Here is an 11,795-nt window from a genome sequence, read left to right as displayed (position 1 = left end):
GGTCAGAGCTCTTTCTCGATAACGTAGCCCCACCGCTCGTATTCGCGACCCTCGTAGTACTCGTGAACCGCCCCCTTGTCGAGCGGGCTCGCCAGCGCGACGTACTCGCAGTCCCGTTGGGCGGCCCACGCCTCGACGTGTTCCAGCAGCGCGGTACCGTGACCTTCGCCCCGGCGCGGCTCGTCGACGACGAGGTCGTAGAGCCACGCGATCCGGGCGTGGTGGAGGTGGTTGCCGAGTTGGACGCCGGCGACCCCCACGAGGTCCTCGCCGTCGAAGCGCCCGAACAGGTGGTACTCGTCTGCGCCGGTCCACGCGACGATCGCCTCGGAATCGGCGTCGGACCACAGCTGGCGCAGGATCGGGACGGCGTCGCGACGCTCGCGCTCTGCGTCGAGTTCGCGGATCTCCATACCGGCCCGTCTCGTGATCGAGAGATGAAACTTCGGTTACGCGCAGTCCGGCCGACGGACGACGGCGCTCACCCAGTTGGTATCGGTTCGGACGTTGACCGGCTCGAGTTCGGCGTCGGCGAGCAGCTCGCGGAGCTCCCGCTCGCGGTAGTACTCGAAGTGTCTGCCGTTCGGGTCGGAACCGGGGGTTTCGCCGCGCTTTACCGAGACGAAGGCGACGCCGCCGCGGCGCAGGACGCGCCGGAACTCCCGGAGCGTCGACGCCGCATCCGCGCGGGGGACGTGGAGCAACGAGGCGCTGCTCCAGACGCCGTCGAACGACCTCGCCTCGAAGGGGAGTCGACGCATGTCGCCGCGAGCGACCGCGGCGTCGGAAACGTGGTCGCTCGCGGCCCTGAGAAACGACGGCGACAGGTCCAGCCCCGTCGCGTCGTAACCGCGGTTCGCGAACGTCTCGAGATCGGGACCGGGGCCGCAGCCGACATCGAGGATCCGGTCGCCGTCGAGTTCGTCGAAAAACGCGTCACCGTACTGGGCGGCGATCGACCCGCCGAGATACTTCTCGACGTACGCGTCGGCGTCGGACTCGTAGGCGTCGAGCGTCCGACGGACCTCGTCCATGGCAATTTCCTCCCGCTCGAACGACAAAGAAGTGGGCGCTGTCAGAGGGTCGAGTTTGCGCTCGCGCTTACGCCGCGGCTTCCGCCAGCGGCTCGACCGCCAGCGTCATCTCGACGCCCTCGACCTCCCAGGTCTTCCGGTTACCATTGTCGACCTCGACCGAACCGAGTTCCTCTGCGCGAACTTCCTGCGTGATCAGCTCCTCGTGCTCGCGCACCAGCCCGGCCACGCGGTCGTCGGCCACGTCAATCTCCAGTCGGATCGAGGCGTCCATCTCGAGATCGAGGTCCTTGCGCATCTCCTGGACGCGTCGGATCACCTCGCGGGCGTACCCCTCGCTCTCGATGTCCTCGTTGAGCTCGGTGTCGACGTAGACGACGCCCAGATCGTCGCCGTTGCGCGAGAACGCCGAGCCGGAGACGGCGTCGGGCGTCTGCGTGACAAAGGAGACCATCGCCTCGGTGAGCTCGTCGTCGGCTTCGAGCGCGTCGGCGACGGCGTCCTCCAGCGCGTCGAGGGTTGGCTCGTCGACACGAGCCTCGTTGAGCGCGTTCATCACCTGCCCGGCGCGGTCGCCGAACGCGGGGCCGAGCTCGCTCATGTCGGCCTCGGCGCTGTAGCTCAGTTCGCCCCAGTCGTCGTCGGGGTCGACGAGCTGGATCTCGCGGGCGTTCAGGCGGTCGGCCAGCAGGTCGCGGTGGCGCTCGACGGCGTCGACGACGCGCTCGTCGTCGGGGGCGACCACGGCGCGGGTGACGGGCCAGCGGAGCTTGCGCTCGGCCTGCTGGCGGGCGTTCGAGCCGGCCTCCTCGACGGCGCGCACCAGATCGACGTCCTCCTCCAGCTGCGCGTCGCGGAGGTCGTCGTCGGCCTCGGGCCACTCGCACATGTGGACCGTCGGGTGCTCGGCGTCGCCGGTGAGATAGCCGTAGATCTCCTCGGCGACGAACGGCGTAAAGGGCGCCAGCAGCGCGACGACCTCCCGGAGGACCCGGTACAGCGTCGCGTAGGCGGCGCGCTTGGACTCGCTGTCCTCCTCGTCCCACATGCGCTCGCGGACGAGCTGGACGTAGTACCGCGAGACGTCCTCGACGACGAACTCGAGCACGGCGTCGATCGCGCGGTCCTGCCGGAACTCCTCCATCGCCTCGGTCGCTTCGGCTTCGACCGACTGCAGGCGCGAGAGCACCCAGCGGTCCTCTCGGTCGAGTTCGACGTCCTCGACGCTCGTCTGGTCCGGATCGAACCCGTCCATCCGCATGTACGGCAGCGGGAACCGGAACACGTTCCAGAGGATGTTGAGCCGGCGCTGCATCTCCTGGGTCTCGTCGTAGGAGAACTGCATGTCCTCGCCGCGCGCGGTGAGCGACAGCAGGAACGCCCGCATCGGGTCGGCGCCGTAGTCGTCGATGACCTCGCCGGGGTCGACGCGGATGTCCTTGGACTTGGACATCGCGCGCCCGTCGGGCATCAGCGCGTGGCCGTGCATCACGACCTGCTTGTACGGCGACTCGCCGACCGCGGCGGTGCCCATGCCGAGCTGGGACCAGAACCAGCCCCGCGTCTGGTCGTGGGCTTCGAGGATCAGGTCGGCGGGCCACAGCTCGTCGAACGCCTCTGTCTCGGAGGGGTAGTCGATGGTGCCCCACGTCGCGACCGCCGAATCCAGCCAGACGTCGAACACGTCCGGGACGCGCGTGTAGGTCCGGCCGTCCTCGGTGATCGTCAGGTCGTCGACGGTGTCTTTGTGCAGATCGACCGCGTCGGGATCGACGTCCTGGTCGACGCGCTCGGCGAGCGCCTCGCGGTCGCCGATCACGATCGCGTCGTCCATCGTGCCGTCCCAGTCGGCCGGCGTCCAGATCGGGATCGGCGTCCCCCAGTAGCGCTGCCGGGAGACGTTCCAGTCCGGTGCCTCCTCGACGAAGTCCCGGAAGCGGTTCTCGCGGGCCCAGTCGGGGTACCACTCCGAGTCGCCGATATTATCGAGGAGATCGTCTTTGACGTCGGTGATCGTGATGAACCACTGGTCGGTGACGATCTGGAGAATGCCGGTGTCACAGCGCCAGCAGTGGCCGTAGCTGTGGTTCGTCGTGCCGGCCGAGAGCATCAGGTCCTTGTCCTGCAGGTCGGCGATGATCTCGTCGTCGGCGTCCTTGACGAACTGGCCGGCGTACTTGCCCGCCGAGTCCTCGTAGACGCCGTCGCCGCCGACCGGACAGAAGATGTCCAGGCCGAGTTCGCGGCCGCGCTCGAAGTCCTCCTCACCGTGCCCGGGCGCGGAGTGGACGAGTCCCGTCCGATCGACCTCGACGTAGTCGGCGTCGTACACCTGCAGGGCGCCCTCGCCGTCGGGCGCGTCGGGAACCTCCTCGCGCAGCGGGTGGTCGTACTCCCAGCCGACGAGGTCCTCGCCGGTGATCTCCTCGACGACCTCGTAGTCGTCGTAGCGACCCTCCGAGAGGACGTGCTCGACGACGCCATCCGCGACGTACAGGCGCTCGGTCTCGCCGTCCTTCTCGGCGTCGACGCCGACGTACTCGACGTCCTCGTCGACGGCGACGAACGTGTTCGCGGGGATCGTCCACGGCGTCGTCGTCCAGATGACGAGCTTGCCCTCGCGGTCGCTCAGCGGGAATTTGACGTAGATCGAGGGGTCCTCGACGTCCTCGTACTCGACCTCGTTGTTGGCGATCGCGGTCTCGCAGCGGGGACACTGCGTGATGGAGCGCTTGCCCTGCTCGACCAGCCCCTGGTCGTGGGCCTGCGCGAAGCCCCACCAGGCGGCCTCCATGTACTCCGGCGAGACGGTCTTGTAGGGGTCGTCCCAGTCCATCCAGACGCCGAAGGACTTGAAGTCCTCCTGGAGCCCTTCGAGGCTGTCCTCGGAGAACTCCCGGCAGGCGTCGATGAAGTTCTCGACGCCGTACTCCTCGATGTCCTTCTTGTTCTCGAAGTCCTTCTCCTCCTCGACTTTCGTCTCGATGGGCAGGCCGTGCATGTCGTAGCCCGGTCGGTCGGTGACATCGAAGCCCTGCATCCGCTTGTAGCGGATGTAAACGTCCTTGAGACTCTTGTTCCAGGCGTGGCCCATGTGGGCCGAGCCCGACGTGTACGGCGGGCCGTCGACGAAGAAGAACCGCTCGTTGCCCGCCCGTGCCGCCTTCGCTTTCTCGTAGGCGTCGACCTCGTCCCAGTACTCGAACACGCGGGATTCCACCGCGTCCGGATCGTACTGGTCGTCGACTTCCCCGAATCGGTCCATGTGCCTGCTATCTCACTCCGGCAGTAAAGGACAATCGGTTAGCGAGCGGCCGGTTCGGCGGCGGAAAACGGGACTGCGCGATGCGTGGCGATTCGGCGCCGTCGACCGCTCAGGACTGGAGCGCCAGCGCGGTCTTCGCGAGCTTCTCGTAGCCCATCATGTAGACGCCGGCGTACAGCAGCAGGGCGCCAAAGAAGGCGAACCAGATGGCGAGCGTCGTTTCGCCGGCACCGATCCGGAGGAAGCTGGCGAACTCCGCGGCCAGCCCCAGTCCCGTCAGCACCGCCGCGGCGACGAGATAGGCGATCAGTTCGGCGATTACTTCGAGTTGCATACCCCCTACCAGCCACCGGAGAACTATGGACCTTTCGGGCGCGCGATACGGGAGCGCCCGGCGGCGTCGATCTGCTGCACTACTTGACGTGGACCCTCGTGACGTGCCCGCCGCAGCCGCACTGCTCGACGTACTCCCACTCGACGTCGTCGCCGTACTCCGCGTCGAGCGCCTCGTAGAGGTACGCCTCGGGGTGGCCGTTCTCGCCGTGCGTGACGAGGTTGACGTGGTTGCCGGCCGTCGTGTGCTCGACTGCGTCGATCGCCTGCTCGACGACGAGGTCGGGCTCGCCGGCGTGCTCGGGCTTTTCCATGTTGGCCGACCAGGAGTTGTCGTGGACGCGGTCGGTCACCGGGTCGACGTCGCCGTGGCCGTGATCGGTCGTTCCCATACTTGCACGTTGGCTCCGAACGTGAGTGGGCGTTGAGCCGAACACGTTCGGGTGGCCGGCGTGACGGCATCCCGCGTGGACGCCGTCGACCCGCGGCGCTACGGAAAGCTTACCTTGGGGCGAGCGGTTCGTTCGGAATATGGCACACGTCTCGGGTCGCTACGGCGACCTCGACTATCCGACGCTCGCGAAGTACGGCTTTCTCGCCGGCGCCGCGCTGTTCCTCGGCGGCGCGCTCGGCGAAGCGGTCCTGTCGACCGGAATCGCCGCCGGACACCCCGGGGGGATCGACACGCTGCTAACCGGCGCCGAGATCATCGGCGTCGTGCTGGGCCTGTTCGCGCCGCTCGTGTTCGGCATCGTGATGCCGCTGACGGAGTAGCGATGGTCGATTCTACGGCGTTCCCCGATCCCGATGAGCGGCTGGTCCTCGAACCGGGCTGCCGGCGCTGCCCCGCGCTGGCCGAGGCCCGCGAGTGCATCGCCTGGGGCGCCGGGCCGACCGACGCCGCAGTGATGGTGGTCGGCGAGGCGCCCGGTGCCGGGCGGCCGCCCGACGACGCCGACGATCAGACCGAAACCAGCGGCGACGCCGAATCGGCCCCGCCGGTCGACGCCGGCGACGCCGACCCCTGGCGGGGCGGCAACTGGACGGGGATGGCGTTCACGACGCGCCACTCCGGCCGCCGAATCCGCTCGCTGCTCGACGAGGCGGGCTACGCTGACGAGTGTTTCTACACGAACGCCGTCAAGTGCTTCCCGGAGGGAGATGACGGCTCGAATCGCGAGCCGACCGCCGAGGAACGCGCGAACTGCCGGGCACACCTGGAAACCGAGATCGAGCGAGTTTCTCCCGACGTGCTGGTGCCGGCCGGGAAGCACGCCACCGCATCGACGTTCGCGCTGGCCGGGCTGACCCTGGACGGCTTCGTCGACACCGTCCTCGAACCGATCGAGGCGCCGGGGATCGACCCGGCGATCCTGCCGATCCTGCACCCGTCCTACCAAGATATCTGGATCGCCAGACTTGGCTACGAGCCCGACGAGTACGTCGCCGCGATCGGCGACGCGCTGGACGGGCTGACCGGCGCAGATGCCTGAACGGAAGTTCCGGGGACGCGATCCCGCACCGCTCGGGAAACTTTCATGCCGACACGCGGTGACGTATCGCGTATGCCCGAGGACTGCATCTTCTGCCAGATCGTCGACGGCGAGATCCCCAGTCGCAGCGTCTACGAGGACGAAGACGTCATGGCGTTCCTCGACGCCAACCCGCTCGCGCCGGGCCACACGCTCGTGATTCCCAAGGACCACCACGAGACGCTGGGCGACCTCCCCGAGGACGCGGGAGCGCAAGTGTTCGAGACGCTCCACCGGCTTGCTCCCGAGATCGAGGCCGCGGTCGACGCCGACGGCAGCAACGTCGCGTTCAACAACGGCGAGGCCGCCGGACAGGAGGTCCCTCACGTCCACGGTCACGTCATCCCGCGGTTCGAGGGCGACGGCGGCGCCCCGATTCACGCCATCGCCGGCGACCGGCCCGATCTCTCGGACGAGGAACTCGACGACATCGCCGACGCGGTCGCCGGACGCACGTAGCCGAGGGGCGACCGTTCGCGACGCATTTTGACGCGGGAGCGGTGGGCCCGTTCGGGCGACCGACAGGAGGAGCACCCGTCGTATCGAGAGCGGGCGTCCGAGGAGTTCGGCAGAAAGCGTCGTTGACGCCGTTTTCCGAGGTCAATCCTCGGACTCGTAGGGTTCGCCGACCGACGATGGGACCCGCGTCTTGCCCCAGCCGGTCAGCACGACGAGGACGACCACGTAGGGGAGCAGTCCGAGCAGTTTGGGCGAGACGTTGATGTTGAGCGTCTGGAGTTGCCCCTGCAGCATGTCGACCCCGCCGAACAGGAGCGCCGCGGCGGCCGCGCCGAGGGGGTTGTAATTGCCAAACAGGTAGGCGACGATGCCGAGCCAGCCGCGATTGTCGACCATCGTCTGCCCGGTGCCGATGAACGACGAACTGTGAGCGAGCAGCACCGCACCGCCCAGCCCCGCCATCGCCCCGGAGAAGATCACCGTCGCGTAGCGGACGTGATTGACGTCGATGCCCGCGGTATCGAGCGCCTCGGGATTTTCGCCGGCCGCCTGGATCCAGTAGCCGTACCGCGTCCGGTAGAGGAACGCCCACGACGCCAGGACGAGGAGGGCGGTGAGCCACACGAGCGGCGACTGGTCGAAGACGATTCGTCCGAGGTAGGGAATCTCGCTGAGACCGGGGATCGTCAATCGCCCGATGCCGGGCATCCGCGGGCTGTTTCTGGAGCCCCAGATGATCGACGCGGTAAACGGGGCAAAGCCGAGGCCGACGAACCAGACACCGAGCCCGGCCACGATCTGGTTCGCCTTGTACCGGATCAGCAACACGGCGAAGAGCACCGTCAAGACAGTAGTGAGCACTACCGAAATCACGATCCCAGCCCAGGCGCCGACCGCACCGTCGACGCCGACGAAGTACGTCCCCGCGGCCGCGAAGAACGCCCCGAAGATCATGAACCCCTCCAGGCCGATGTTGAACACGCCGCTCTTCTCGGCGTACAGCCCGCCGATCGCCGCGAGCGTGATGGGGGCCGCCAACTGGATCGAGCGGGCGACGTAGCCGGGCGTGACGATCCTGCCGAGCGGGACGCCGAATGCGACCGTCGCGATCGCGGCGACGCCGACCGCCGCGACGGCGACGAGGCCGGCCGTTCCGAACCGCCGGCTGCGAACGTCGTCGACGACGCTCATCGGTCCTCACCTCCAATCCCCGCGCGCTTCGCGGCCATCCGGAACAGCTCCGGCGCGGCCACAAGCAGGATGACGAGCCCGACGATGCCGTCGATCAGCTGGATGGGCACGTCGCTGTAGATCTGGATGTACGAACTCGACGAGTTGAGCCCGCCGAACAGCAGGCCCGCCGGGATCACGCCGAGAGGGTTGTTCGCGGCGAGCAGACTCACCGCGATCGCGTCGTAGCCGTACGTGTGGATGCTCGCGGGCTCGACGAACCGCCCCTGGAACATGATGACGTACAGCGCGCTGGCCAGCCCGGCGACCGCCCCGGAGAACGTCATCGTCGCGACGATCGTGCGGTTGGCGTCGACGCCGGAGTACACCGCCGCCGCCGCCTGGTAGCCGCTGGTCACCATGTCGTACCCGAAACTCGTCCGCGTCATGACCGCCGCAACGACGACGACCAACGCGAGCGTGAGCGCGAGTCCGATCACCGAGAAGTTCGCGTCGCCGAAGACGATCGGCGGCAGTCCGACGTTTTCGGGGAGCGATTCGGTCTGGACGACCGTCGACCCCTCTCGCCCGAACGGGTTCGTGATCAGCCAGCTGACCGCGCCGATGGCGATGAAGTTCAGCATGATCGTCGTGATGATCTCGTTGGCGTCCGCGTACGCTTTCAGCACGCCGGGGATCGCGGCGTACAGCCCGCCGCCGATCGCGGCGCTTATTGTCCCGATCAGCATCAGCGCGACGCCGCCGACTGCGCCGCCCGGCAGGAACGGCGCCGTCCAGAGGATCGACATGGTACAGGCGAGTCCACCGACGATGAACTGGCCCTGAACGCCGATGTTGAACACGCCGGCCCTGAACGCGATCGCCACGGCGACGCCGGTCAGGATGAAGAACGTCGAGAGCCGCAGTGTCCGCGCGATGACGCGCTCACTCCCGAACGCGCCGACGATCAGGTTGTTCAAGAAGAGTATCGGACTGTAGCCGGCGGCGGCCACGATGAGCAGTCCGATGAAGATCGCGACGGCCGTCGAGGCGACGGCGATTCCCAGCCGCTCCAGCACCGTGGCGTCTACCAGTCGGTCCGGGAGACGGTCCAGCACCGACTGCGCGTCACCTTCGCCGGCCGAACTCATGGCCGGACCTCGCTGTCGGCCTCGCTTTCGTCGGTGAGTCGCTGACCCGCCATCAGGAGCCCGAGCTCCTCTTCGGTCACCGCGTTCGGGTCGACCGTGTCGATGAACTCGCCTTCGTACATCACCGCGATCCGATCGGAGAGCTTCTGGATCTCGCCGAGCTTCGAGGAGACGACGACGATCGCCAGCCCCTCGTCTCTGAGCTCGAGCAGCTGGTCGTGGATGAACTCGATGGAGCCGATGTCGACGCCGCGCGTCGGATGCGAGGCGATCAACAGGTCCGGATCGTGGCCGATCTCACGCCCGACGACGAACTTCTGCTGGTTCCCGCCGGAGAGCGACGCCGCCCTGGCGTCGGCGTCGGGCGGCTGGACGTCGAACTCCTCGACGATCGTCTCGGCGTGGTCGCGAACGGCCTCCCAGTCTATCATCCCGCTTTTCGCGAACGGGTCGAGAGTCTGGTTGCCGAGCAATCCGTTCTTGACCAGGTCGTACTCGAGCACCAGCCCTTCCGTGTGGCGGTCCTCGGGGATGTAGGCGATTCCCGCCTCGATCCGGTCGCGGCGCGTCATGTCGGAGACGTCCCTGCCGCCGAATCGGACGACTCCCGAATCCGGCGGGCGGAGCCCGGTGAGGGCTTCGATCAGTTCGCTCTGTCCGTTCCCCTGAACGCCCGCGACGCCGAAGATCTCGCCTTCCCGAACGTCGAAATCCACGCCGGCGACCTTTTCGAGACCGCGGTCGCCCGTCACTCGGAGCTCCTCGACGTCGAGGAGCGTGTCGCCGGGAGCGGTCGTTCGCGGCTTGCGATCGGACTGGATTTCCCGCCCGACCATCATCTGGGCCAGTTCCTGCTCGGAGGTCTCCGACGCGGCGACGGTCCCGACCGCGTGTCCGTCCCGCAGCACGGTGATGTCGTCGGCGATCTGCAGGGCTTCTTCGAGCTTGTGCGAGATGAAGATGAGCGAGTGGCCGTCCGCGCGGAGATCCTCCATCACTTCCATCAGCCCGTCGACCTCCTGGGGCGTGAGGACGGCGGTCGGTTCGTCGAGAATGAGGATCTCGGCGCCGCGATAGAGGCTCTTGACGATCTCGACGCGCTGTCTCGTCCCGAGGTCGAGATCCTGGATCGGGACATCGAGATACTCGTCGACCTCGAACCCGTACCGGTCGCTGATCTCCGCGATCTCCTCCCTGGCGCTTTCCTCGTCGATGAACCCCCGCTCGACTGGCTCGTGGCCGAGGATGACGTTCTGCAGGACGGTCATCGGCTCGACGAGCTGGAAGTGCTGGTGAATCATACCGACGCCGGCGTCCATCGCGTCCCGCGGCGTCTCGAATGTCCGGGGCTCGCCATCGACGAAGATCGTTCCCGCGTTCTGTTCGTAGAGCCCGTAGAGGACGCTCATCAGCGTGGTTTTACCGGACCCGTTCTCGCCGATCAGGGCGTGGATCGATCCCCGTTCGAGCGTGAAGTCGACCGAGTCGTTCGCGACGACGTCGCCGAAGCGTTTCGTGATCCCCTCCATCCGGGCCGCGGGTGGTACGTTACGTGTAGTCATGTAGCAATTGTAGTCGTGTCGCGGTCTCCGTTTGCGGCGCCGAAAAACCCCGCCGGCCGATCAGCAGCCGGTCGGGCCGCACTCGAAGTCGATGTCGCCGTTGACGATGGCGTCTTTCGCGTCCTGGATGTTCTGGTCGAGCGAGTCGGGCATCGAGCCCTCGAACGCCTGCCCGGTCACCCAGTCGATCTGGCCGCCGTCGACCGAGAGGTTCTGCTCGCCCTGAACGCTCTCCCAGTTGTCCTCGACGACGGCTCCGGTGACCTCGTAGGTCGCTTCGTTCAGGGCCTTGATCGCCGAGCCGAGGATGACGTCCTGGTAGCTGTCGAACGCCACCGACTGATCGCTGTCGACGCCGATCGCGAATCGGCCGTTGTCAGAGGCGGCCTGAAACGCGCCTTCGCCCGCCGCAGCGGCGGCGTGCCAGACGATGTCGGCGCCGCTCTCGATCTGCGAGACCGCCTGATCGTTCACTCCCGAGGGATCGCTGAAACTACCGCCGTACCCGGTCAGCACCTCGATACTGTCGTCGACCCACGCGACGCCCTGCTGGTAGGACACCTCGAACGCCTCGATCAGCGGGATCTGCTCGCCCCCGACGAACCCGACGGTGCTGCCGCTCGGGTCGGTCGAACTCCCCGCGTTTTCGATCTGCTCCTGGGTCAGCGTCCCGGCGCCGACGCCGGCGAGGAACGACATCTGGTGGTTCATCTCGATCCACCCCGACACGTTGGGCTCGTCGACGTGGTTGTTGATGAGCATCCAGTTCACGTCCGGGTACTCGGGGGCGTTCGACCGGAGGGGTTCGGTGTGCTGGTTCCCGACCATCACGATGAGGTCGGGCCCGGCTTCGGCGGCGTCGGCCTGGCGCTGTGGGTACTCGCTCTGGTTCGTCGCTTCGACCTGGTTGATGTTGACGTCCCACTCGTCGGACGCCTCCTGCAGGCCTGAGAGCGCGTTATCGTTGAACGCCTGGTCGTCGAAGCCCGCGGGACTGGAGATGATCGTCACCTGCGTTCCGCTGCCGCCACCCCCGCCGTTGTCGCTGATACAGCCGGCCAACGACAGCCCGCCGACAACCGCCGCTCCCGACTGTAGGACGGTGCGGCGATCGATCGACGAATCCGCAGTGCGCGAATCCCCTCCCCCGTCTCCGTGCGCTGTCTTTCGAGACATCACAGTATTGTATACGGATCCTAGTATAAAGATCATGTACTTTGTTGAGGTGTTGCTCGCTCGGTTTTGCAGTTCATCGCCCCGAAATCACCGGCGCTCCGGCCTGTCACAAT

General features: G+C 67.1%; 12 protein-coding genes. 3 read left to right on the top strand and 9 right to left on the bottom strand.

Annotation, left to right across the window (positions count from 1 at the left end; translation table 11 throughout):
* Positions 1-2 precede the first annotated feature (2 nt).
* From NO931_RS05120 to NO931_RS05100, 5 genes are all read right to left on the bottom strand, one after another.
* Positions 3-413 carry a GNAT family N-acetyltransferase gene (locus NO931_RS05120; protein WP_256391558.1) on the bottom strand — a complete coding sequence of 137 codons (411 nt, stop codon included), beginning with the start codon at positions 411-413 and terminating at the stop codon, positions 3-5.
* Positions 414-449: 36 nt separating this feature from the next.
* Positions 450-1,034, bottom strand: a complete 585-nt coding sequence (locus tag NO931_RS05115) for a class I SAM-dependent methyltransferase (protein WP_256391557.1) — start codon at positions 1,032-1,034, stop codon at positions 450-452.
* Positions 1,035-1,101: 67 nt separating this feature from the next.
* On the bottom strand, positions 1,102-4,299 hold the full coding sequence (gene ileS, locus NO931_RS05110; RefSeq protein WP_256391556.1) for an isoleucine--tRNA ligase: 3,198 nt from the start codon (positions 4,297-4,299) through the stop codon (positions 1,102-1,104).
* A gap of 109 nt (positions 4,300-4,408) precedes the next feature.
* Positions 4,409-4,633 (bottom strand): DUF8151 family protein, encoded by a 225-nt coding sequence (locus NO931_RS05105; RefSeq protein ID WP_256391555.1) that lies wholly within the window; start codon positions 4,631-4,633, stop codon positions 4,409-4,411.
* 79 nt (positions 4,634-4,712) lie between these two features.
* Entirely contained in the window at positions 4,713-5,024 is a 312-nt protein-coding gene (locus NO931_RS05100; RefSeq protein WP_256391554.1) for a CGCGG family putative rSAM-modified RiPP protein, read from the bottom strand.
* Between the two features lie 139 nt (positions 5,025-5,163).
* On the opposite strand from NO931_RS05100, the gene NO931_RS05095 reads away from it, so the two are divergent.
* From NO931_RS05095 to NO931_RS05085, 3 genes are all read left to right on the top strand, one after another.
* The gene (locus NO931_RS05095) at positions 5,164-5,406 is read left to right on the top strand and encodes a DUF7860 family protein (RefSeq protein ID WP_256391553.1); all 243 of its coding nucleotides are present in this window, start codon (positions 5,164-5,166) and stop codon (positions 5,404-5,406) included.
* Positions 5,407-5,408: 2 nt separating this feature from the next.
* Positions 5,409-6,125 (top strand): uracil-DNA glycosylase, encoded by a 717-nt coding sequence (locus tag NO931_RS05090; protein WP_256391552.1) that lies wholly within the window; start codon positions 5,409-5,411, stop codon positions 6,123-6,125.
* A 72-nt stretch (positions 6,126-6,197) separates the two neighbouring features.
* Positions 6,198-6,623 (top strand): HIT family protein, encoded by a 426-nt coding sequence (locus NO931_RS05085; RefSeq protein ID WP_256391551.1) that lies wholly within the window; start codon positions 6,198-6,200, stop codon positions 6,621-6,623.
* A 141-nt stretch (positions 6,624-6,764) separates the two neighbouring features.
* Here NO931_RS05085 and NO931_RS05080 read toward each other — a convergent pair whose 3' ends face one another.
* The 4 genes from NO931_RS05080 to NO931_RS05065 all read right to left on the bottom strand — a co-directional run bounded on the left by NO931_RS05080 (position 6,765) and on the right by NO931_RS05065 (position 11,685).
* Complete coding sequence (locus NO931_RS05080) at positions 6,765-7,814, bottom strand: ABC transporter permease (RefSeq protein ID WP_256391550.1); 1,050 nt, start codon at positions 7,812-7,814, stop codon at positions 6,765-6,767.
* A complete protein-coding gene (locus tag NO931_RS05075) occupies positions 7,811-8,944 on the bottom strand; it encodes an ABC transporter permease (protein ID WP_256391549.1) in 1,134 nt (377 codons plus the stop codon). The genes NO931_RS05080 and NO931_RS05075 overlap by 4 nt, the downstream gene beginning before the upstream one ends.
* On the bottom strand, positions 8,941-10,473 hold the full coding sequence (locus NO931_RS05070; RefSeq protein WP_256391548.1) for an ABC transporter ATP-binding protein: 1,533 nt from the start codon (positions 10,471-10,473) through the stop codon (positions 8,941-8,943). Before NO931_RS05070 ends, NO931_RS05075 begins: the two co-directional genes overlap by 4 nt.
* 93 nt (positions 10,474-10,566) lie before the next feature.
* Positions 10,567-11,685: a BMP family lipoprotein gene (locus NO931_RS05065; RefSeq protein ID WP_375142033.1), complete on the bottom strand. Its 1,119-nt coding sequence runs from the start codon at positions 11,683-11,685 to the stop codon at positions 10,567-10,569.
* Positions 11,686-11,795 lie beyond the last annotated feature (110 nt).

This window comes from Natronoarchaeum rubrum (assembly GCF_024494695.1).
The sequence above is the reverse complement of the archived record's forward strand: the minus strand, read 5'-3'. Positions and strand labels throughout refer to the sequence as shown.

What these genes read in the sequence shown, in the direction of transcription:
- NO931_RS05120 (WP_256391558.1), bottom strand. Translation starts at nt 413, where the DNA reads ATGGAGATCCGCGAACTCGACGCAGAGCGCGAGCGTCGCGACGCCGTC.
- NO931_RS05115 (WP_256391557.1), bottom strand. Translation starts at nt 1,034, where the DNA reads ATGGACGAGGTCCGTCGGACGCTCGACGCCTACGAGTCCGACGCCGAC.
- ileS (WP_256391556.1), bottom strand. Translation starts at nt 4,299, where the DNA reads ATGGACCGATTCGGGGAAGTCGACGACCAGTACGATCCGGACGCGGTG.
- NO931_RS05105 (WP_256391555.1), bottom strand. Translation starts at nt 4,633, where the DNA reads ATGCAACTCGAAGTAATCGCCGAACTGATCGCCTATCTCGTCGCCGCG.
- NO931_RS05100 (WP_256391554.1), bottom strand. Translation starts at nt 5,024, where the DNA reads ATGGGAACGACCGATCACGGCCACGGCGACGTCGACCCGGTGACCGAC.
- NO931_RS05095 (WP_256391553.1), top strand. Translation starts at nt 5,164, where the DNA reads ATGGCACACGTCTCGGGTCGCTACGGCGACCTCGACTATCCGACGCTC.
- NO931_RS05090 (WP_256391552.1), top strand. Translation starts at nt 5,409, where the DNA reads ATGGTCGATTCTACGGCGTTCCCCGATCCCGATGAGCGGCTGGTCCTC.
- NO931_RS05085 (WP_256391551.1), top strand. Translation starts at nt 6,198, where the DNA reads ATGCCCGAGGACTGCATCTTCTGCCAGATCGTCGACGGCGAGATCCCC.
- NO931_RS05080 (WP_256391550.1), bottom strand. Translation starts at nt 7,814, where the DNA reads ATGAGCGTCGTCGACGACGTTCGCAGCCGGCGGTTCGGAACGGCCGGC.
- NO931_RS05075 (WP_256391549.1), bottom strand. Translation starts at nt 8,944, where the DNA reads ATGAGTTCGGCCGGCGAAGGTGACGCGCAGTCGGTGCTGGACCGTCTC.
- NO931_RS05070 (WP_256391548.1), bottom strand. Translation starts at nt 10,473, where the DNA reads ATGGAGGGGATCACGAAACGCTTCGGCGACGTCGTCGCGAACGACTCG.